The sequence below is a fragment of the Algorimicrobium bowmanii genome (assembly GCF_054031195.1).
The window spans coordinates 1,157,386-1,180,263 of sequence record NZ_CM132929.1 but is presented as its reverse complement, the minus strand read 5'-3'; the positions used below and the strand labels follow the sequence as shown (position 1 = coordinate 1,180,263).

Sequence of the window (22,878 nt, the reverse complement as noted above, 5' to 3'; positions counted from 1 at the left end):
TATATTTTGTTTTAAACGCTATAATTAAAGATTAACATCCTCAATATCATTCCAATGAGCTTTTTGCACAACCGTACCTTTTTGTAATTTAACAATTCCAGGACTCGCTCTAACTATTGTTTTTAAGGCTTTTTCATCGCATAAATAAAAATCAAAATTTAAAGCATGCGTCATTTTAAACTGTTCCTTTTCAGCACCACCAGAAGCCGACAAACCAATTACAGTATAACCTTTTTTAATAGCCTTATCTGAAAACGCTTTTAACTTAGCTACTCCTTCCGACTCTGCAGTTGCCAAATTATACATAACAATCATAATTAACTTATCTTCATTTAAGAAATGCGTTGTTAGATCTTCATCATCATTTTCAATAGAAAAATCCAAAACTGAAGGCTCATATCCTGGATCTATAACTTCAGACTCAACACCAACATATTCACCATCCACATTTGGGTAACTTCCGTTAGTTACAAACGTTTGCTCATCTCCATTTACCTTAAAAGTCCAAGTAAACTCTTGAACAGGTTTTGCTGCTCCTTCAGGAATACTCATACCTTCTTCGATATTTGCACCAACTTTATAAGCCCTAAAATCTATAGCAGGTAAATGCATCAATACATAATAAGCAAATGATAATGATGCTAAAAAACTTAGTAGGGACACCACTGTAACAGCTAATTTTCCAAATAATGGTTGAATAAACTTCAGACCTTTTAATAAAATTAAAATAAATACTAGAAGAATAACATCTTTCGTAAAACTCTCCCATGGTGTTAATTTTAAGGCATCACCAAAGCAGCCACAATCTTTAACTTTATCAAAATAAGCTGAATAAAAAGTTAGAAAGGTAAAAAACACAATCATTCCCAATAAACTGTAAACTGTAAATTTTGGTTTATAACCAACTAACAGAAAAACACCTAAAACGACTTCAAATACGACAACTAGAATTGAAATAATTAAAGCATAAGGTTCTAAAAATGGAATATTTAAAACATCAACACTGAAATACTCTTGCAGTTTATATGAAAACCCAAGTGGGTCGTTTAATTTAATAAAGCCTGAAATAATAAACAGTACTCCAACAAATATGCGACTAAAACCTACTAAATACTTCATTGTGATATATAAATTTAAAACTCCCGATTATAATTAATCTGAGTTATTCTTTCTTTTGTTTAAAACAGCCTACAAGGTTTTAGGCCTCAGTAACGTTTAAATGAATTAATGCAAAAACAGCATAATTCAACATATCTTGATAGTTAGCATCAATACCTTCACTAACTAATGTTTTACCTTGGTTGTCTTCAATTTGCTTAACACGCAATAATTTTTGTAAAATCAAATCGGTTAAACTACTCACACGCATATCGCGCCATGCTTCACCATAATCATGATTTTTATCCATCATGAGTTGCTTAGTAAGTGCTACTTTTTCATCATAAAGCTTCGTTGCTTCTTCGGTAGAAAAATCAGGCTGTTCAACCACGCCCTTTTCTATTTGAACAAGCGCCATAACGCAATAGTTAATAATTCCTATGAATTCGCTAACCTCACCTTCCGCTACTTTCTGAACGGCATTTTGTTGAAGACCACGAATACGTTGTGCTTTAATAAAAATCTGATCGGTAAGTGATGGTAGTCGTAAAATACGCCAAGCACTTCCATAATCAGACATTTTTTTTTCAAAAAGAGCTCTGCAAATGCTTATTACAGCATCATATTGTTCCGATGTATTGGGCATGTTAAATAATGAATTTTGTGTAAATTTCGCTTAAATTGTTTAAAGTTCAAAGTTACTTAACGAATGTTTTTATTTTCTAACAAATACCCGCCACATTTCACTTGAATATCTTAAATTTGTTACACATCACACTATTCATTAATCCCTTTTAAAGCCTTAGGTAAACTGAATTCCTATTTGAATTATGACCATAAATTGTAAAGGAAACCTCATCGATTTAAATTCACCAAAAGTCATGGGTATTTTAAATCTAACACCCGATTCATTTTTTGATGGCGGCAAATACAAGAATACAGAATCTGTACTTTCTCAAGTACAAGCCATGTTAAACGAAGGGGCTACTTTTATTGATGTAGGGGCCTACAGTTCTAAGCCACATGCCAAATTTGTTTCTGAAACCGAGGAATTAAACCGTATTCTTCCTATAATTAAAATATTGGTTACTGAGTTCCCCGATATATTAATTTCTGTAGACACTTTTAGAAGCAAGATTGCTAAAGCTTGTATTTTGGAAGGCGCAGCTATTATTAATGATATTTCTGCAGGAAAACTAGATTCAAACATGTTGGAAACCGTTGGTAAATTAGGCGTTCCTTACATAATGATGCATATGCGTGGCACACCACAAAACATGCATGAATTTACCCAATATGATAGTCTCATTAAAGATATTCTCTTTTATTTCTCTGAACAAATAGCCCTTGCAAAAAAACATTTAATAAAAGATATTATTATAGACCCAGGCTTTGGTTTTGCTAAAACTCAAGATCAGAATTTTGAAATTCTAAAACATTTAGACCTTTTTACCATTTTAGAAAAATCTATATTAACAGGGGTTTCTCGTAAATCTATGATTTATAAAACCTTAAACACAACACCTAACCACGCTTTAAACGGAACAACGGTACTTAATACCCTAGCATTAACTAAAGGCGCTAATATACTTCGCGTTCACGATGTAAAAGAAGCTGTAGAAAGCATTAAACTGACACATAAAATTCAATAACCTTATGAAGTACTTGAAGTTTTTAATTCCTTTACTAGTTTTAGCATGTAGCTCAGACAAAGTCATCCAACTACCCGAAGTATCTTATACGGAGTTTCAGGAGGTTTTAGACGTCTCACCGGCTTACATATTTTATGACTCTACAGCAACAAACGGATTGGAATTAAATAGAAAAAACTTAATCATATCCACAAATTGGCTGGTAAACATTGATAACCGCTTAACTTTAAAACAAGTTATTCCTCAAGTTCAATTTTTACAAAACAAGAAACGAAATGCTGAAATGCATAAAAATGAAGATGCAAAAAATTATTTTTCATGCCATGATACGTCTGTAAAAAACTTAGGTTTTATCGAGTTCACAGATACGTACTACCACTTAAAAGACTCAATAAATTCTACAGAAAAAGCCTTAAAAGCTATACCTGTTAGTAGTTTACCTGTTCGCGTAGAGTCATTAGATGTTATTAAAATACCCTTTGGTGAAAACATAATCACAATGGATCAGCTTATTAACGATTTAAAAAACAGCTCTGAAAGTACGGCTACTCATTTAATTTTACACCTATCAGAAACATTGAGTTTTCAAGACTATATGGGTTTAAAATCTGACTTACTACAAGTTGATAGCACAAAATTAATTCTAGATTCTAACGAATTTATATATTAGTGTTTAATTATTACATTTACTAAAAAACCTTACTATTGGAAATTTTTAACGACTTATTAAAATTCACCATAATAGATATAATTGATGTTGTACTAGTAGCTGTACTACTCTATTATGTTTACAAATTAGTAAAAGGAACAGTTGCCATAAATATCTTTATTGGCATTGTAATTATCTACCTTATTTATTTAATAACCGAATCCTTACAAATGAAAATGTTAAGTCGGATTTTAGGTGGCTTTATGAGTGTTGGTTTAATTGCCTTAATTGTCGTGTTTCAACAGGAAATAAGAAAATTTCTATTAATGGTAGGCTCTACTAACTTCAGTAAAGGCGGAAAGTTTTTTAAACAATTTAAGTTTTTAAAAACAGAAACAGAGAACGAAACAGACATAGAAACAATATTATCTGCCTGCGAAAAAATGAGTGGTTCTAAAACAGGTGCTTTAATAGTTTTAGAACATAATAATAATTTAGATTTTCTAACAACAACTGGAGACGCTATGAATATTACGGTTTCGCAACCTATTATTGAAAGCATCTTTTTTAAAAATAGCCCGTTACACGACGGCGCTATCATTATAGCCAATAACATTGTAAAAGCTACCCGAGTTATTTTACCGGTCAATAATGACAAGAATCTACCTAGTCGTTTTGGCCTACGCCACCGCGCAGCTGTTGGTATAACTGAAAAAACAGATGCTTTAGCACTAACGGTAAGTGAGGAAACAGGACAAATAGCTTATTTTAAAGATGGTGAGTTTGTTATGTTTAAAAACACCGAAGAGTTAGCTGCATTAATAAAAAGCGATTTAACCTAACCTTAGGCTACTTCTTCCTTTACAAACTGTACTTCATATAAGTTTTTATAATACCCGTTTTCTTTTTTAAGAAGTTCCGCATGTGTACCCTGCTCAACAATTTTACCGGCATCCATTACAATAATCTGATCGGCTTTTTTTATGGTTGCCAAACGGTGAGCAATAACAATTGATGTACGATTTTTAGTAATTTTATCGGTTGCTCGTTGTATGAGTTGTTCGGAATACGAATCTACTGACGATGTTGCTTCATCCAATACTAAAATACTCGGGTTAGTTACATAAGCACGTAAAAATGAAATTAATTGACGTTGCCCTGACGATAACATAGCGCCCCGCTCTTTTACATTGTAGTGATAGCCATTTGGTAAAGTCATAATAAAGTCGTGAATACCTATAGCTTTAGCTGCCTCCACAACATCAGCTTCAGTAATACTTGGGTTATTTAAAGTGATATTATTTAAAATAGTATCTGCAAACAAAAACACATCCTGTAATACCACAGCTATTTGCTGACGTAAAGAGGCTAATGTAAATTGCTTAATATCGGTTCCGTCTACACTAATTACGCCATCATTTATTTCATAAAATCTATTTAATAAGTTTATTATTGTAGACTTACCTGCACCCGTTGCTCCAACAATTGCAATGGTATCACCAGCGTTAACGTTTAATGAAACACCCTTTAAAACCAGTTCATCTTTAACATAGCTAAAACATACATTATTAAATTGAATATCACCTTTAAAATGAGCAGCTACCTGCGACCCTGTATCATCTATTTGAGAGGTTGTCTCTAATACTTTAAAAACACGATTAGCTGCTACCATACCCATTTGTAGCGTATTAAACTTATCAGCTATCTGTCTTAAAGGTCTAAACAACATAGGTATCATCATTATAAAGGCTGTTAAATCTCCTAAAGTTGCGGTATCATCCACAACCGCATTTAAACCACCATACCAAGCTATCAACCCTATAGTAATAGAGGAAGACAATTCAGCAATTGGAAAAAATATAGAGTTATACCATACTGTTTTCAACCATCCTTTTTTATGACGACCGTTAATTTCAACAAAGTTTTTATATTCGGTATCTTCACGTGTAAACAACTGTAAAATTTTCATACCGGTTACACGTTCCTGAACAAAAGAGTTTAAATTAGACACCTCTGTTCTAACCTCTTCAAAAGCTTTTTTCATATACTTCTGAAAAATACGTGTAGCATATAAAACTAAAGGTAACATCAAGAAAACAATTAAACTTAATTGCCAATTCATATAAATCATAACTCCTGAAACGACTACCATAGTTAGTAGATCTCGGAAAATCATAAATAAACCTTCACCAAAAATAGCAGCTATACGCTCCATGTCGGTTATAGCCCTTGTAATAAGCACACCTACCGATGAGTTATCATAATACGTCATTTTAAATCGTAACATATGGTTGAATAACTTAACACGAATGTCTTTAACCACAGTTTGCCCCAGCCAACTGGCATAAAAAATAAATAACAACTGACTAATTACTTCAAAAAGCAACATCCCCCCCATTAGCAAAATATAGGGTAAAAACCCTTCTAAGGTTTTTGTTGCTATATTTTCATCTATTGCTTGCTGTAAAATATAAGGTCTAGCTGCACTTAGAAGCGCTAATAAAATAACCACAAATAGAACACCTACAAAAACAGTATTGTAAGGCTTCATAAACTTTACAAGCTTTTTTAGCAAATTGGTATCTAGTAATTTATTATCCGTTTTAGTTGTCATGTTTTATCGTCTCTGGATACGAAATATGTGTTAAATATAAACCATGAGCGGGCACAGAGTACCCTGCTTCTTGTCTACTTTTAGATTGTATAATATTATGTAAGTCGTTAAGGTTAATTTTCCCTAATCCGACATTTATTAATGTCCCTACTATAGCGCGAACCATGTTACGTAGAAACCGATCAGCTTGAATAGTAAAATGAAGCTCATCATCTACTTGCTTAAATTGCACTTTCATTATGGAACAATTATAAGTTTTTACATCGGTATTTGTTTTAGAGAAGCATTGAAAATTCCTATAATTTATTAAACTATTGGCAGCCTTCTGCATTTCATCAACATCTAACGGTTTCTTAAGCAAATAAGCCGCTTCGTTGTTGAATGGATTTTTCTTTAAAGCAATTCTATACAAATAGGTCCGACTGGTAGCATGAAATCGGGCGTGAGCATCAGCTACAACAGGAAATATCGATTGGATTGCAACATCCTTTGGTAGCAAAGCGTTTAAGCGATAGCATAGTGTTTCTCCATTGAAAGACACATCAGTATCAAAATGCGCATACATTTGTAATGCGTGTACACCAGCATCTGTTCGGCCAGCACCCATAATAGGTGTTTTTGCACCTAGCAATATAGTTAAAGCTTTTTCTATAACCTCTTGTACCGAAATAGCGTTAGGCTGATTTTGCCAACCATGATAAGCACGTCCGTTATATGAAAGTTCAATAAAATACCGCAAGAATGTTTATTTTTGTAATTAACAAGCTACAAAGATAAATTTATTCCTGCTAATAGCTATTGCTGATGGGCATGAATATGATTTGATTAACATTTACCCAAAATAACCATTTTGAAAAAGATACTCTTACTTTCTGATACACATAGCTATATAGATAATGATATTTTAAAACATGTAGAACAAGCCGATGAAGTTTGGCACGCTGGCGATATTGGCGATTTAAAAGTAACCGATGCCATCAAGGATTTAAAACCTTTACGTGGTGTTTATGGAAATATTGATGATGAAAAAGCACGATTAGAATTCCCATTGGACAACCGCTTTATGTGCGAAGGTGTTGATGTCTGGATAACCCATATAGGAGGTTATCCAAATAAATATAATGTTAGAATTAAAGAATTAATTAAAGAAAACCCTCCACGCATTTTTATTTCAGGGCACTCACATATTTTAAAAGTCATGCCTGACAAAAAACTCAATTTATTACATATGAACCCTGGTGCTATTGGAAAACATGGCTTTCATAATGTTAGAACCATGCTTCGATTTACTATTGATGGAAAAAAGATTGAAAATTTGGAGGTAATTGAGTTTAAAAAATAACTATTATTTTCTTTTATATTCTAAACAAGAAAAAAACATAAAACATAAAAAAGCCCAAGATCTTCACCTTGGGCTCACGCACTAATACTACTAAGATGATAGGTTTATCGTAATCGATCTACAGATTTTACGAGATCTTCATCCTTTTTGATGGCCTTATTAGCTAATGCTAATAACACGATAGAAACAATAGGTAGAAAAATCCCAATACCTTTCTCAGAAACAACCGTTTCTCCAGATATATTTAGAGATTGATACACAAATAATCCTAGTAAAATAAAGTTTAATATGATATTCAGTCGTCCCAACATAAATTGCGACTTTCTGTTTTTAAATTTTGCGATTGTAAAAATAGATAAAATAGCAGAAACAAAAAACAGAACCATGATATAATTGATATCTGTAGCAAAGACTTTAATACCCTCAGGTGTTGTCCATAACTCAAACACATAAATTAGACCACCAGATACTACTGCTGCCAATAATAAAAATAAAGTTTGAATTCTTTGAATCATTAATTTCTCAATTTATGCTCGCAAAAATAGCAGTTTCTTTTAAAAATAACCTAAAAAAAAGAAAATAAAGTTGTATAATTGCAGTAATGATTTACAACTATCAGAGTTGTAATACATTAATTCTTCAAAAATAAGATCAATTTTTCTCCGGAATTATTCAACTTAACAACATTAAACAAAACATTCAATTCAACATCAATGTTTGAAATATCTCAACTAAAAGCAATGAAGCTTCCTGAATTACAGGAAATAGCTCAAAAACTGAACGTTCCAAAATTTCGTTCATTAAAAAAATTAGACCTAGTATATCAAATACTAGATCAGCAAGCAACGAACCCTAAAGCGGTAAAAGAAGTTGTTACAACAGATGCTCAAGCAGATAAAAAGGTTTCAGCAGAAAAGCCTGCTAGCAAACCTGCAGAAAAAAAACCTAGAAAACGTGTTCAAAAACCGGCACGCACTACAACTCCTAAAGTAGAAAGCACACCAGAAGTACCCAATAAAGAAGTTCCGACTCCTAAAGCTGCTTCTAAAGATAACAATACACCTAAAGAGACTCCTAAAGAACCTGTAAAGGCTCCTGCTAAACAAAACAAACCGAATCCTAGAGCGAAACAAAATCAACCCAATAGGCGAGATGACAAAACTAGCAACTCAAAGGACGAGAAGCAGAAAGATAATAGGTCTCAAAAACATGATAAAAAAAATAACGGGAATAAAGACACTAGAAATCGCTATAGAGAACCAGATTTTGAATTTGATGCCATTATAGAAAGTGAAGGTGTTTTAGACATTATGCAGGATGGCTACGGCTTCCTACGCTCATCTGATTATAATTATTTATCATCACCTGATGATATTTATGTTTCACAATCACAAATTCGTTTATTCGGATTAAAAACAGGTGATACAGTTTTAGGGCATGTTAGACCTCCTAAAGAAGGTGAAAAATATTTCCCTTTAATTCGTGTTAGTAAAATTAATGGACAGAGCCCAGATGTGGTACGAGATCGTGTGTCTTTTGAACATTTAACGCCGCTTTTCCCTCAAGAGAAATTTAATATTGCTGAAAAACAAAGCACCATTTCTACTCGAATAATGGATTTATTCTCACCAATTGGAAAAGGACAACGTGGTATGATTGTATCACAACCTAAAACAGGTAAAACCATGCTATTAAAGGATGTTGCAAATGCAATTGCAGCTAACCACCCTGAGGTATACCAAATGATTTTGCTTATTGATGAACGTCCTGAAGAGGTTACAGATATGCAACGAAATGTACGCGGTGAAGTTATTGCCTCTACTTTTGATAAAGAAGCACATGAGCATGTAAAAATAGCTAACATCGTTTTAGAGAAAGCAAAACGTTTAGTTGAATGTGGACATGATGTGGTTATATTATTAGACTCTATCACGCGATTGGCACGTGCCTATAACACGGTACAACCAGCTTCTGGTAAAATTCTTTCTGGTGGTGTTGATGCTAACGCTTTACACAAACCAAAACGCTTTTTTGGTGCAGCGCGTAATATTGAAAATGGAGGGTCTTTAACTATTATTGCTACTGCATTAACTGAAACAGGATCTAAAATGGACGAGGTTATTTTTGAAGAATTCAAAGGAACCGGTAATATGGAATTACAATTAGATAGAAAAATATCGAATCGTCGTATTTTCCCTGCTATCGATTTAACGTCTTCTAGCACGCGTCGTGACGATATTCTATTAGACCCTACTACAATTCAACGTATGTGGGTTATGCGTAAGTATCTTGCTGATATGAACCCTGTGGAAGCTATGGAGTTTATTAACGACCGCTTTAAACAAACAAAAAACAATGAAGAGTTTTTAATTTCTATGAATGGATAAACTCTAAATTATATAATTATTAAAAAGCCTTGAGATGATGTCTCAAGGCTTTTTTTTGCTTACAGACCAACTCTTTAAAACACTAAAAAAACCAACAAAATAACACGTTTAAAACTACTATCCGGTTATTTAAGTATACATCGTTAGTCTTACCTTTACAAATACCGCAATCCCTCTTAGTGTTACTAAATAACACCATCTAATCACCATTAAATATAAAACACAAAAAAAGACCTTAAGAATTACCTTAAGGTCTTAGATTTTAAACAAAACTGGATTTAAACTTTAAAAAAACTTAAATTTTAAAAATAAAAAAAGCTTCTCAAAAGAGAAGCTTTAATAATTTTAAACTTTCTTTCTTCTTATAAAGAAGCTACATGCTTAGCTAAACCAGACTTCAAGTTTGAAGCTTTGTTAGCATGTATGATATTTTTTTTCGCTAATTTATCGATCATTGAAGTTACGTCAACAAATAATTCTTGAGCAGCTTTCTTGTCGCTTGTATCACGCAATTTTTTAATTGCATTACGAGTCGTCTTGTGCTTATACTTATTTCTTAAACGCTTAGATTCGTTACTTCTAATTCTCTTTAACGCTGACTTATGATTTGCCATTTGATTTTTTTCTTATTAAAAATTGTAGCCCGTAGGGGAATCGAACCCCTCTTACATGGATGAAAACCATGCGTCCTAGCCGATAGACGAACGGGCCATTTTGGTTTTGAGTTTGCAAATATAAAACAGATAATTTAAACTTGCAAACTTTTTTTTATCTTTATTTCAAAAGAACTTGCAACGTTTCCATTGCGGATGCAAAGATACAACTAACTTTGAATGTTGCAAGTTCTTTTGTGTTTTTTTTTCAAAAAATTTCACTAATACGCTTTTGCAAACAAGACGCGTTGCTTAGATGGTTTTCCAGAGTACACACAATCACCACTTTGCACGTCTCCTTCTAAAGGAATACAACGAATAGTAGCTTTTGTAATTTCTTTAATTTTTGTTTCAGTTTCTTCTGTTCCGTCCCAATGTGCTGAAATAAATCCGCCTTTTTCTTCTAAAACAGTTTTAAATTCTTCAAAATTATTAACCTCAGTAGTGTGTGTTTCTCTAAAATCTCGTGCTTTATTATAAAGACTAGACTGAATCTCTTCCATTAAACCTTCTACACGGGCAGTTAAATTATCAATAGCAATTACCTCTTTGGTTAAAGTATCACGTCTAGCAAGCTCTACGGTACCATTTTCAAGGTCTTTTGGACCAATAGCCATACGAAGCGGTACACCTTGTAATTCGTGCTGCGCAAACTTAGCTCCTGGTCTAAATGTCGTTCTATCATCAAACTTAACAGTTACACCCTTAGAACGCAACTCTCCCATTATAACATTTACTAACTTAGTAATTTCCTCTAGCTGCTCTTCTGTCTTATATATAGGAACTATAACAACCTGGTTAGGCGCTAAGTTAGGAGGCAATACCAAACCATGATCATCACTATGCGTCATAATTAAAGCACCCATTAATCGTGTAGACACACCCCAAGATGTAGCCCATACGTATTCTTGTTTACCTTCTTGTGTAGCATATTTTACATCAAAAGCTTTAGCAAAGTTTTGACCTAAAAAGTGAGAGGTTCCTGCTTGTAAAGCCTTACCATCTTGCATTAATGCTTCAATACAGTAAGTTTCAACAGCACCTGCAAAACGTTCACTATCGGTTTTAACACCTTGAACTACCGGAATAGCCATGAAGTTCTCAACAAAGGTAGCATACACATTATTCATTAACTCAGCTTCTTTAACAGCTTCAGCTTTTGTAGCGTGCGCTGTATGACCTTCTTGCCATAAAAACTCGGCCGTTCTTAAAAATAAACGCGTACGCATTTCCCAACGAACAACATTAGCCCATTGGTTTACTAAAATTGGTAAGTCTCTATAGGATTGAATCCACCCTTTATAGGTATTCCAAATAATGGCTTCACTAGTAGGTCTAACAATTAGCTCCTCCTCTAGTTTAGCTTCAGGGTCTACACGAAGTTTCCCTGGTTTATCAGGATCATTTTGTAATCTGTAGTGTGTAACAATGGCACATTCTTTAGCAAAACCTTCTGCATTTTTTTCCTCAGCTTCAAATAAACTCTTAGGAACAAATAATGGAAAATAGGCATTTTGGTGCCCAGTTTCTTTAAACATGCGATCCAATTCGGATTGAATTTTTTCCCATATAGCATAACCATAAGGTTTTATTACCATACATCCACGTACAGCTGAATTCTCTGCAAGGTCTGCCTTTACAACTAATTCATTATACCATTTGGAGTAATCTTCTTCTCGGCTTGTAAGTTTTTTGCTCATATACAGGATTTTGGCACAAATATTGCGACTATGTTAAATATAGAAATAGTTTCGCAAAACTAACTATTTTTGTTATGTTCAACAATAAAAATGAAAGATTATGTCCTTTAAAAACTACTTTATAGAAAAAACTCCCACCCTAGCAGTTTTAAGCAGCTTGCTTTTACTAGTTGGCTGTGGTACTACCCAACAAGTAGTAGATAACGATGGAATTTATGGTTCTTCATCAGTTCCTGCGGAACAAGACTATTACTCGAACACTAATACAGATGGTAGCAGGTATTACAAAACCTATTTTCAAGAAAAATCTTCGGAACTTGAATTATACACAGAAGACGAGGTGTTTACAGATATAGATGACTACGAAGGTGACTATGTAGAAAATGATTCATTAGATGTTGAACAGGAATCGTATGCTGGTTGGGGACAAGAGAACACAAATGCTAATGTTTCGATTAACGTCTATGGTGGCGCTGGTTTTTATAACGCCTATTATGCACCATTTGGTTGGGGTTATGGTTATGGCTACGGTGGTTTATACAGTCCTTGGTATAACTCTTGGGGATATTATAGCCCTTGGTATGGTGGATATTACGGCCCTGGTTATTACAACCCTTGGTACGGAGGCGGATATTACGGAGGTTATTGGGGCGGAAATCACAACCACAACAATATAGCATACGTAAATGGTAGACGTGGTTATAGTAATAACGTTGGACGTTACGCTACTTCTAGGTATTATGATACAGACCGTATTTATTCCAAATCAACTAGACGGAATGTGACTAATAGAAAAACAACACGAAATAGAACGCGTTCTAATTACACATCTGGAAGACGATACCAAAGTAGCAATACAAGAACGCGTACAAGATCGAATTCAAACACAAACACGCCAAACGTCAGATCAAACTCTTCAAATAATAATGTAAGATCAAATTCTAACACGCGCTCTAATAATACATACAGCACGCCAAGAAGAAGTAGCTCACCTACAACTACGAGATCTAGTAGTGGCAGTACACGTAGTTCTTCAGGAAGCAGTAGAAGTTCAGGAGGAAGTAGCAGAAGAGGTGGACGTTAAACGATAATTGAAAAAGAAAAATTGCTATATGAAAAGATTACTATTACTATCGGCAACGTTTTTTGCTGTGTCTCAAGTTTATGCACAAGATATATCTGATGCACTACGATACTCACAGGACAACATACAAGGAACAGCAAGATTTAATGCTTTAAGTGGCGCATTTGGCGCCTTAGGGGGCGATATGAGTGCCATAAGCATTAACCCTGCAGGTACTGCGGTATTTAACTCAGGCCATTTATCCATGTCTTTAGGAAACAATTTTACTAAAAATAAAACAGGTTATTATGATGGATATAGCGAAACTACTGATTCTAATTTCGATTTAAATCAAACGGGGGCCGCTTTTGTTTTTAGTAACAGCAATCCTAATTCTAATTGGAAAAAATTTACCATTGGTGTTACTTATGATAAAATGAGTGATTATGATAATAACTGGTTTGCTTATGGTACCAACACAAACCAATCTATAGGTTCCTATTTTACTAGTTACGCAAACGGTTTAAGGTTGGATGAAATTTCAGCATTACCTGGCGAGTCTTACACACAGGCTTACCGAGAAATTGGAAGTTTTTATGGCTACGATAATCAACAAGCATTTTTAGGTTATGAGTCCTATATTTTAGAACCTCTAACAAACGATGCCAACAACACCAGTTATGCATCTAATATTGCACCCGGAAATTACTATCAAGAATATAGCTATGCATCGCGTGGGTATAATGGCAAGTTTACATTTAACGCAGCCACTCAGCTTGGTGAAAAATTATATTTAGGAGTAAACTTAAACACACACTTTATAAATTACGAAAGTTCAACCTATTTATACGAATCTAATAACAATACTGGATCGAGCATTAGAAATGTACGTTTCGAAAATAACCTATACACCACAGGCTCTGGATTTTCAATACAAGTGGGAGCTATTTATAAAGTAACAGCTGGATTACGTGCTGGTTTAACCTACAACTCACCAACTTGGTTTACCATTAATGAGGAGTCATCTCAATCGGTTTCCACGTTAAGAGAAGAACTTAGTGAGTCTATTTTACAAGTTGTAAATCCATATATTTATAATGTATACCCAAGTTACCGATTAAATAGTCCTGGAAAACTTACAGGAAGTTTAGCCTATGTTTTTGGAACCCGTGGATTATTAAGTTTTGACTACGCTGTTAAAGACTACAGCAATACAAAATTTAAACCTACAAATGACATTCATTTTAGTGCTGAAAATAATAAAATGAGCCAACTATTAACTACAGCTGCTACATATAGAGTTGGTGGCGAGTTTAAACTAAACCGATTAAGTATTCGAGGTGGTTACAGGTTTGAAGAAAGCCCATACAAAGACACCTCCTATATTGGTGATCTGAATGGTTACTCCGTTGGTTTGGGTTATAATTTTGGGAATTCAACTAAATTAGATATTAGTTACGACCAGTCTAAACAAAATAATGAAACGCAATTATACACTGTAGGATTGACAGATCGAGCTGATATTAATACTCGAAACTCAAATCTAACGTTCACATTGAGTTTCAATTTATAAAAACACTGCTTAGTTAATATTTTAACTAAAAAACCCAAACCTTAATTACAGGTTTGGGTTTTTTAATTGGTAAAAGTTTGATGTTTGTTTTAATAGATAATAACTGCTTGGTTACCTATTTCGATTTTAAAATCACATATGCATTAAAAGTCGCAGACTTTATTATCACATAGCATTATTTACTTCTACCCAATACCCTTCAGGATCTTGAAGGTAAACCTGCCTTACTCCATCATCTCTAACATAATCTTTAGTAGGCGTATCTAACCAATCTGAGTAGTTAATTTCAAGAGCCTGTAAGTGCATAATAAACGAATCTATATCCGAAGTTGATACCGCAAAATGAACTGCTTTATTAATTTGTATTTCTGCTTTTGGACGAAAAATTAAATGAAGCTGTATGCCGCCTCCTAAAGACAACCAGCGTGTATTTGAGCTAGAAGCTGTATTTGGAATCTCTTCCAATTGAAGCACTTTCTTATAAAAAGCTACAGATGAATCTACATTTTTCACAGAAAGTGCAATATGATTAAATGAAAAAGACGTCATGATTACAAGCGTTATTAGAAATTAAAGTTACAAGAATTATATATACTCAAGACACATTATTTTATGCTTAAAATAAAAAAGCCAAACAATTATATTTAAATAAGAGTTTGGCTTTTTAGAGTTGGTTAGTTTTATTTTTAACGTTTTAAAGTGAAATGCGCTTTAAACTGTTTCATTTCTTCGTTTGGCGCTTCCTTATAATCTAAGCTAAACCAGTAATCACTTGATGGTAATGGTTGCCCATTTAATGTACCGTCCCATCCTGGACCATTCGGATTTAGTTGCTTCAACAACTTACCATATCGGTCAAAGATATAAAGTGTTACATTACTTAAAGATGTCACACCTGTAATTTGCCAAGTATCATTATCGCCATCATTATTAGGAGTAAAGAATAATGGGTAATCTAAAACAAGCACTTCATCTACAGCTTCACCACAACCATTAATATCGCGTGTTCTAATAGTATGCTCTCCAATAGATACATTTGTAAATGTGTATGTATTATTGTTAGGGTCATTAGACAACCATGGTCCATTATCAATACTAAATTCAAATTCTGCAGAACCATCTCCTGTAGCTGTTGCTACAATTACATGATTATCAGCAAAAGCTTGCGTTGTTACTTCTGCAACTAAAACAGGTGGAGAACTTAACACAACTTCTGTTGTTAGTAAGCTTGGGCATAAATTATTAGCATCAGTTACCAATACCGTATAAGTTCCTGCCGCTGTAGCTTCATAACTTGCCCCTGTACCAATTACAGTTGTTGGATCTGAAGCCTCTGTCCATTCAAAAGTATATAATGTAGGATCTAATTGCGTATCCATTATTGGACTTCCTACAACTTCAGTACCATTTGTATTAACACATAATGTATAAGAATCTTCTAAAGTAAACGCTGGAATAGGATCAACTAATAGAGTCATTGTTGTTGTATCAAAACAAATATCATCTACCGTTGTATCATTATCAACACGTACATAAATAACTTGAGGATTTACTGTGTTCACATACGGACTACTTGTATCAATAGCATTCGTACCTAAATCGGCATCAGCTTGTGTTTCATAATACGAAACTGTAAAGTTGGTTGCATTTTGTCCATCAAGAACAAAACCATCTTGCGACCCAAGATCGAAACCTACAGTATCATTTGTTGGATTCCCATCAAACTCCATATTATCATCACATAAAGCAAACTCTAATGGGTTATTATCAGGATTTGCAACAGCAGCTTCTTGAACTATAACAAAGAAACTAACAGTAGCAATATCACAACCTGTAGTTGTATTTGCTATATTAACAAATATCTCTTGAGGATTTACCGTATTTGTAAATGCAGATGGATTAGCAATCTCTCCTGCACCAGCTTCGGCAGCAGCCAAAGTTGTATAATAAGTTACATTGAAATCTATATCACTTTGTCCGTCTAAAATCTCGATTTCTCTTTGTGTTAAATCAAAAGTATAAACGCCATCAAACGGATCATCACAACCAATAATATCTTCAACTGCAACAGGTGTATCCGGTAATGGGTTAACAATAATATCAAACGTTACTACTGTTGAACAACCAGTACCTAAATCAGCTGGATTACTTGGATCGCCTGTTTTTGTTACACGCACATAAATAGTTTGTGTTGGACTTTCGTTAACATAAGCTGTTGGGTCTACAATAGGATTATTACCTAATTCAGCATCTGAAATAGTAGTATGATAAGTAACCGTTTCATCAAATGCATTTAGCATAGCTGCTTCATTAGATGTTAAATCAAACGCTTCTTGTAAATCACCTGGAGCATTATCATCACACAATTCTAAATCCGGTAAATTATCATTAGGTGTAGGCAATGTATTTACAACTAATGTTAAAGTTGTAACTGAATAACAACTATTACCACTTGATGTTTCAATAACTGTTACAAAAATAGTTTGTGGGTTATGTGGTAAACCTCCAATACTAACATTGGTATAATCTGTATAATCAGGTATTGGCGTTCCTGCGTTTACATCCGCCATTGTCTCATAGTAATCCACTGTTAATGTAGCATCACTACCTGTAATAATATCATTTTGCGTTGTTAAGTCAAAACTAGCAAAACCATCATTAGCAATAGTATCGTCGCAGATTTCAAATAACCCATCTTCCGATGCAATAACTGGTGGTAAGCTAACAAGTAAATCAAATTGTCCTGTAGCAATACAACCATTAGCTCCTTCAAGTCTTACATATATAGTAGTATTTGCAGAAACGTAGTTTGATAATTGAGGTTCAACAATTGGGTTTATACCTGGTGTTGCTTCAGCATTTGCTAAAGACTCATGGTATGTTAGCGTGTAATCTGCTGGGTTTTGAGTTCCATAAATAACAGCATCCATTGTTGTTAAATTGAAAGTTGTTACACCATCATCATTATCATCACACTCAGAGTACACATCAATATTTAAAGGAACTTCAGGAGTTGGAAGAACATTTAAAATTAATTCTACAATTGTAAAACAACCTGTAGTTGGGTTTTCAGCTCTTACATAAACAATGTCTGTATTCGCATCATTATTTTCATAAAAATCTGGTAATTCATTTACATCATCGAAGGCATTATCATACGTTCCATGGTAAGAAATATCATTCCCTTCTCCATTATCAATTTCCGTTGTTGCCGACTGTAAATCAAAAACAGCATAACCGTTATTATCATCATCACACTCTACTAATGGTGTAATATTTGCTGACGGTGTAGGTGTTGGCACATTTGACACTTCAATAGTTAAAGTTGATGTATTAGTACAACCAGTAGTACCGTTAGACACTAATACGATTAAGGTTTGTGGATTGTGTGGCAATCCTCCAATTGATACATTTGTATAAGCCGTAAAATCAGGAATTGGATTTGCTGGTACATCTGCAGCTGTTTCAAAATAGCTTACAGACCAGTTTGTATTTCCTCCTGTAATTAAAGCATCTTGTACTGTTAAATCAAAAACAGCATACCCATCATTATCAATTGAGTCATCACAAATAGTTAAGAATAGAGCGTCGTTTGTTGTTTCAGGAACAGGTAACGGGTTTACAATTAAGTCTAAAGTAGCTACCGTAAAACATCCTGTTGTATTATTTTCAACACGAACACCTACTGTATGTAAATCTGGAATTGTATTAGTATACGCTCCTGGACTTGCTATATAAGAAGGTGCTGTAGGTCCTAAATCTGCATCAGCAGGATCTCCATAATAAGTAACTGTATAATCTGCAGCATTTAATCCATCTAAAATTTGAAGGTCTCTAACATTTAAATCAAATTCAGTTAAACCATCTGCAACAGCGTCATCACATAAAACGATAGGATCTGGATTTAATTCAATTTCTGGTGTTTCATCTACAATAAGTTGTAATTCAACAATTGTAGGACAGTCAGTTGTTACACCTGCATAATCAACACGGATATAAATAATTTGTCCAGCTACATTAGATAAGGTATTCCCTTGTGGCAATACGTCATCGACTGCATTTTGGTATGTTAAGTGGAAAGTAACTTCCAATGCAGGATCGGTAGTTACCTCTGCAGCAACATTTGATAAATCAAAAGTACCTAACCCATCATTATCTGGATCACAATAATGTAAATCACTTGGTGTATTTGCAGCTGGTGCACTAACAACATTTAAGGTTAAAGTTGTTAAGTCGTAACAACCTGTAGTTGCATCCTCAACACGTACATGAATCGTTTCTCCATCGGTACCAACATAAGCATTGGCTGAAGGTGTTACTTGTGGTGTACCCGCAGCAGCTTCTGCTGATGAGTTATAGTAAGTAACTATGTAGTTTGGATTATTTCCAGTTATTTCAGAACTCTTAGTTGTTAAGTCCATTTCTGTCATTCCATCAGGAATGTTATCATCACATGACACTAAAGGTGTTGGATCAATTACAGTTGGTAATGGATTAGCCGTGAAACTTTGTGCTAAACTAACCACACAAGGTCCTGGTGTTGTATATTCTATAATATAAGAATCTCCTGGTGTTCCGCCAGAAATAGTTCCTGTTACAACATCTATAATTGCGCCATCGGCTGGTGCAGGATTAAATGCAAACGTACCACCTAAATCTCCAGTTACAGTCACGGTAGCACCATCACATGTTGGAGCTATAGTAAATGCTGGGTTATCAGCTGGTAGAACATTAAAAGCTAACGTTTCTACCTCTGGACATGCTCCAGAAGTTGTGTATTCAATTGTATATGAAGCACCTGCTGTTCCGCCTGTTACAGTTCCATTAGCTGAATCAATTACAGCACCATCTGTAGGCAATGGGTTAAGAGCAAATGTTCCTCCTATAGTACCTAATACTGTTGCCGTAGCACCATCACAAGTTTCAGTAACTGTAAATGATGCATCATCAGCAGATAATACGGTTACATTTTGAAAGCTTGTTGCTGTACATGGTCCACTTGTAGTATATTGAACAGTATATGTTGTACCTGGCGTACCATTTGTTACAGCTCCAGTAGTTGCATTAATTGTAGCACCATCCGTTGGTAATGGATTAAATGTAAATGTACCATTAGCATCACCTAAAATATTCATTGTACCACCCTCACAGTTTTCAAGAACTGTAAAGCTCGCATCTTCTTGAGGTAATACGGTAACAGATTCGATAGTACTTGAACCACAAGCACCACCTATAGTATATTCAATATTATATGTTTCTCCAGAAGTACCTCCTGTTATAGTACCTGAAACGGTATCAATAACAGCACCATCGGTTGGAGCTGGATTAAAGGCAAATGATCCACCCGCATCACCAGTAACCGTAACGGTACCTCCATCACAAGTAGGTGTTGTTGTAAATGTTGTTATAGCAGTCGTTAATACTGAAAATGTTTGTTGACTCGTATCCGGACAAACACCTGCTGTTGTATATTCAACAGTATAAGATGTACCAGAAGTACCACCTGTTACTGTTCCTAATACATTATCTATAATAGCTCCATCAGTAGGAGCTGGATTAAATGTAAAAGTTCCACCAGCGGTTCCTGTTACATTAGCAGTTGCACCATCACAAGTTGGTATCATTGTAAAATCAGCACTATCGGCTGGTAAAACAGTTATAGATTCAGCTGAACTAGCACCACAAGTTCCACTTATTGTATATGTTACATTATAAGTTGTTCCTGGTGTTCCTCCTGTTACAGTTCCTGAAACACTATCAATAACAGCCCCATCGGTTGGTGCTGGAGTAAATGAAAACGTTCCTCCTGCATCTCCTGTAACTGTTGCAGTTCCTCCATCACAAGTAGCTGTAGTAGTAAACGTAGGATTTGCTACGGGGTTAACGGTTACTGTAACTGTATTTGTAACAGAATCGTTAGGTGCTGTTAAGCCATCATCTACAAGGGTTACTTCATAAGTTGTAGTTGCCGTAGGTGGTGGCGATAACACCAAAGTTTGGTTTGTACCTAATACAGTTGCATCGCCTTGTAACGTCCAACTATACGTATAGTTTCCAACTGGAATAGCTGGGCTTGGAGTTGCTGTTAACGTAACATCTGCTGTAGCATCACTACAAATAGCCGGTGTATCAGCTGATGCCGATACCGCTAGAGTACAGCTGTTAATTGTTACGGTAAACATGTTTTCATCAAAACAGTTTGGTGTTGTACCTGTTTCGTCATAAACATATACATCTTGTGTTGTTAATATTTGATCACCAGCTGCCATGGTTACACCAGTACCTCCTGGCCCACCAGTTTCTGTATAATATGTACCACTAGTTAAAGCAGGTAAGAAATACTCATTACAAGCAAAAACATCTACTGGATCATCTACAACAGGAGAATCGTTAACAGTTATTGTTGCCGATAAAGAAACAGCTCCTCCACAAGTAGAGTTTAAGTTGTTAGCTGAAAGTAAATTTATTGTTTGTGTCGTTGTAACACCTGTTAAAGTAATAACCTCTTGCCCTGTAGCATCTAAAGTAAGAGTTTGTGTTGCGCCACCATTTACATTATATTCAACAACATCATTTTCAGATCCCTCAATAGTAAAAACGGCATCACCGCTATCACATAAATCTGCTCCTGCAGTAATAGTTACAGCTGGAGTTGGTGCAACTACAACTGTTATTGGTCTGTAAGCTATAAATTCCTCACCAGAAATAGCATCTGTATATGTTACTTGCGCTACATAAGTTGTTGTTACGCTTGGAGTCACAACTAAAGCAGTAGGATCCGTTCCTAAAACACTACCATCTTCAGCTAACCACTCAAAACTTGTAATGGTATCACCTGCTGGCACAAACTGATATGCTTCAGGTGCTAAAAATGGCACATCCCATACTTCTGTATTTCTACCTGGAGGCGCAAGCCCTTCTGTACCCGCATTATTTTGGATACCTATAGCAGCTCTTCCTCCTGCCCAACCTGGACAAATTGGTTTTTGAAATATATACGTTTCTATAATATTCGTCGTTTCATAAAACATGATCATTTGTGATGTTTTAAGCTCATTACAACTAAATTGCGCAACATTAAAGAAACTAAAAACGAATACTCTAAATGGTGCTTCACCTTTAATACTGTAAGTAATATTATAATCAGTCCCTAAGGTTCCTGAAGCACTAGGATCCGTATCATGGATAGCTCCAAAAATATTTCCATCGCGTAAAGCAGCATCTGTATTATTTGGTATTAAGGCACCTGCAGCAGGTGTCCAGTAATGAGTATCTCCTGCATTTGATAAATCAAAACTAACGGCCCCGTTAGTAGATAGTACACAACTGGTATAATTCTGCTCGTAAAATTCAAAATCGAAAGCGAAATTAATAACATTACTCCAGTTGTCATCTGTAGTTAAGGAAACTCCTGTAGAAGTATCTCCAAAAGAAAACGGCGGATTAAAGGGTATTGTATTTACAACATAACCATCAGACTCACCAATTTCTTGATAGGTAGCAGACAATGTAAGCGGTGGAATGGTTCCTGTATTTCTATCTAAACAAAAATCGTCTGTAATACAAACATTACCACTACAACTCACACTTCCAGAGCTTGCTGAAATAGTCATTTCTGAAGAACCCGACCCCGAACTGATACTTCCCGGGAAAACACGAATTTCTATAACTGCCGTATCACAGTTAGTAGGATTAGCATCTTCACAAATTTGATAAGTAACATAATAAATACCCTGAGGAGTATTTGCTGCAACCGTTACAAACCCCAATGGGTTAAATGTAATATAGCCGAATGGATCGGCTACAGTTTCGGTAAGAGTAAAATCGTTATAATTGGCGAACGTAATTGGCGACCCGTTAAAATAATCATTCAAAAAAATACGATCACCTGTAGAGGGCGCCGCATTAGGATTATCGGATCGAGCAACAAGAACATCGTCAATAGCTACTAGTTGTCCGTAAGACAGACTAATGCATAAAAAACAAATTAGGGTAATTATCTTTTTCATAAGAATTAAATATACTTGTAATTACAAATAATTGAGGGTTTATAATTAATAGTTACTATACTGTTATAATTTCGAGGTGTAAATTAAGAAAAAATTAAGGAATCCTTTATGATTTTGTTAGGAAATTAATTGTTTGTT

Annotated in this window: 16 protein-coding genes and 1 tRNA gene; 7 read left to right on the top strand and 10 right to left on the bottom strand. The window is 34.8% G+C overall.

The window, feature by feature from the left end; all coding sequences use genetic code 11:
- Nucleotides 1-24: 24 nt before the first annotated feature.
- On the bottom strand, nt 25-1,119 hold the full coding sequence (locus ACW5R3_RS05175; RefSeq protein ID WP_456578548.1) for a BT_3928 family protein: 1,095 nt from the start codon (nt 1,117-1,119) through the stop codon (nt 25-27).
- Between the two features lie 79 nt (nt 1,120-1,198).
- On the bottom strand, nt 1,199-1,744 hold the full coding sequence (locus ACW5R3_RS05170; protein ID WP_456578547.1) for a DUF1599 domain-containing protein: 546 nt from the start codon (nt 1,742-1,744) through the stop codon (nt 1,199-1,201).
- A gap of 184 nt (nt 1,745-1,928) precedes the next feature.
- Between ACW5R3_RS05170 and folP the strand changes: the two genes are divergently transcribed.
- From folP to ACW5R3_RS05155, 3 genes are read left to right on the top strand one after another with little or no spacing between them, the layout of a single operon-like run.
- Nucleotides 1,929-2,750, top strand: coding sequence for a dihydropteroate synthase (gene folP, locus ACW5R3_RS05165; protein WP_456578546.1), 822 nt, complete (start codon nt 1,929-1,931; stop codon nt 2,748-2,750).
- Nucleotides 2,751-2,754: 4 nt separating this feature from the next.
- Nucleotides 2,755-3,420 carry a hypothetical protein gene (locus ACW5R3_RS05160; RefSeq protein ID WP_456578545.1) on the top strand — a complete coding sequence of 222 codons (666 nt, stop codon included), beginning with the start codon at nt 2,755-2,757 and terminating at the stop codon, nt 3,418-3,420.
- Nucleotides 3,421-3,455: 35 nt separating this feature from the next.
- The gene (locus tag ACW5R3_RS05155; protein WP_456578544.1) at nt 3,456-4,241 is read left to right on the top strand and encodes a diadenylate cyclase; all 786 of its coding nucleotides are present in this window, start codon (nt 3,456-3,458) and stop codon (nt 4,239-4,241) included.
- Nucleotides 4,242-4,243: 2 nt separating this feature from the next.
- On the opposite strand, the gene ACW5R3_RS05150 is transcribed toward ACW5R3_RS05155, so the two are convergent.
- Together ACW5R3_RS05150 and truA are read right to left on the bottom strand one after the other, a co-directional pair.
- Nucleotides 4,244-6,013, bottom strand: a complete 1,770-nt coding sequence (locus ACW5R3_RS05150) for an ABC transporter ATP-binding protein (protein WP_456578543.1) — start codon at nt 6,011-6,013, stop codon at nt 4,244-4,246.
- Nucleotides 6,003-6,752 carry a tRNA pseudouridine(38-40) synthase TruA gene (gene truA, locus ACW5R3_RS05145; protein WP_456578542.1) on the bottom strand — a complete coding sequence of 250 codons (750 nt, stop codon included), beginning with the start codon at nt 6,750-6,752 and terminating at the stop codon, nt 6,003-6,005. Before truA ends, ACW5R3_RS05150 begins: the two co-directional genes overlap by 11 nt.
- A gap of 111 nt (nt 6,753-6,863) precedes the next feature.
- Between truA and ACW5R3_RS05140 the strand changes: the two genes are divergently transcribed.
- Nucleotides 6,864-7,355 (top strand): metallophosphoesterase family protein, encoded by a 492-nt coding sequence (locus tag ACW5R3_RS05140; RefSeq protein ID WP_456578541.1) that lies wholly within the window; start codon nt 6,864-6,866, stop codon nt 7,353-7,355.
- Between the two features lie 104 nt (nt 7,356-7,459).
- On the opposite strand, the gene ACW5R3_RS05135 is transcribed toward ACW5R3_RS05140, so the two are convergent.
- Nucleotides 7,460-7,870 (bottom strand): DUF4293 domain-containing protein, encoded by a 411-nt coding sequence (locus ACW5R3_RS05135; RefSeq protein ID WP_456578540.1) that lies wholly within the window; start codon nt 7,868-7,870, stop codon nt 7,460-7,462.
- 198 nt (nt 7,871-8,068) lie between these two features.
- Here ACW5R3_RS05135 and rho point away from each other — a divergent pair, with 198 nt between their 5' ends.
- Nucleotides 8,069-9,742 (top strand): transcription termination factor Rho, encoded by a 1,674-nt coding sequence (gene rho / locus ACW5R3_RS05130; RefSeq protein WP_456578539.1) that lies wholly within the window; start codon nt 8,069-8,071, stop codon nt 9,740-9,742.
- A 362-nt stretch (nt 9,743-10,104) separates the two neighbouring features.
- Here the strand turns inward: rho and rpsT are convergent, their stop codons facing one another.
- The 3 genes from rpsT to proS form a co-directional block, all read right to left on the bottom strand.
- A complete protein-coding gene (gene rpsT, locus ACW5R3_RS05125) occupies nt 10,105-10,356 on the bottom strand; it encodes a 30S ribosomal protein S20 (protein WP_456578538.1) in 252 nt (83 codons plus the stop codon).
- A gap of 25 nt (nt 10,357-10,381) precedes the next feature.
- Nucleotides 10,382-10,453: transfer RNA gene (locus ACW5R3_RS05120), tRNA-Glu, on the bottom strand.
- Between the two features lie 163 nt (nt 10,454-10,616).
- Complete coding sequence (gene proS / locus ACW5R3_RS05115) at nt 10,617-12,095, bottom strand: proline--tRNA ligase (RefSeq protein ID WP_456578537.1); 1,479 nt, start codon at nt 12,093-12,095, stop codon at nt 10,617-10,619.
- A gap of 100 nt (nt 12,096-12,195) precedes the next feature.
- Here proS and ACW5R3_RS05110 point away from each other — a divergent pair, with 100 nt between their 5' ends.
- Both ACW5R3_RS05110 and ACW5R3_RS05105 read left to right on the top strand, forming a co-directional pair.
- Nucleotides 12,196-13,179, top strand: coding sequence for a hypothetical protein (locus tag ACW5R3_RS05110; protein WP_456578536.1), 984 nt, complete (start codon nt 12,196-12,198; stop codon nt 13,177-13,179).
- Nucleotides 13,180-13,207: 28 nt separating this feature from the next.
- Nucleotides 13,208-14,731 carry an OmpP1/FadL family transporter gene (locus ACW5R3_RS05105; protein WP_456578535.1) on the top strand — a complete coding sequence of 508 codons (1,524 nt, stop codon included), beginning with the start codon at nt 13,208-13,210 and terminating at the stop codon, nt 14,729-14,731.
- A 165-nt stretch (nt 14,732-14,896) separates the two neighbouring features.
- Here ACW5R3_RS05105 and ACW5R3_RS05100 read toward each other — a convergent pair whose 3' ends face one another.
- Nucleotides 14,897-15,280, bottom strand: coding sequence for a VOC family protein (locus ACW5R3_RS05100; protein ID WP_456578534.1), 384 nt, complete (start codon nt 15,278-15,280; stop codon nt 14,897-14,899).
- Between the two features lie 137 nt (nt 15,281-15,417).
- Entirely contained in the window at nt 15,418-22,740 is a 7,323-nt protein-coding gene (locus tag ACW5R3_RS05095; RefSeq protein WP_456578533.1) for a T9SS type B sorting domain-containing protein, read from the bottom strand.
- Between the last annotated feature and the right edge of the window lie 138 nt (nt 22,741-22,878).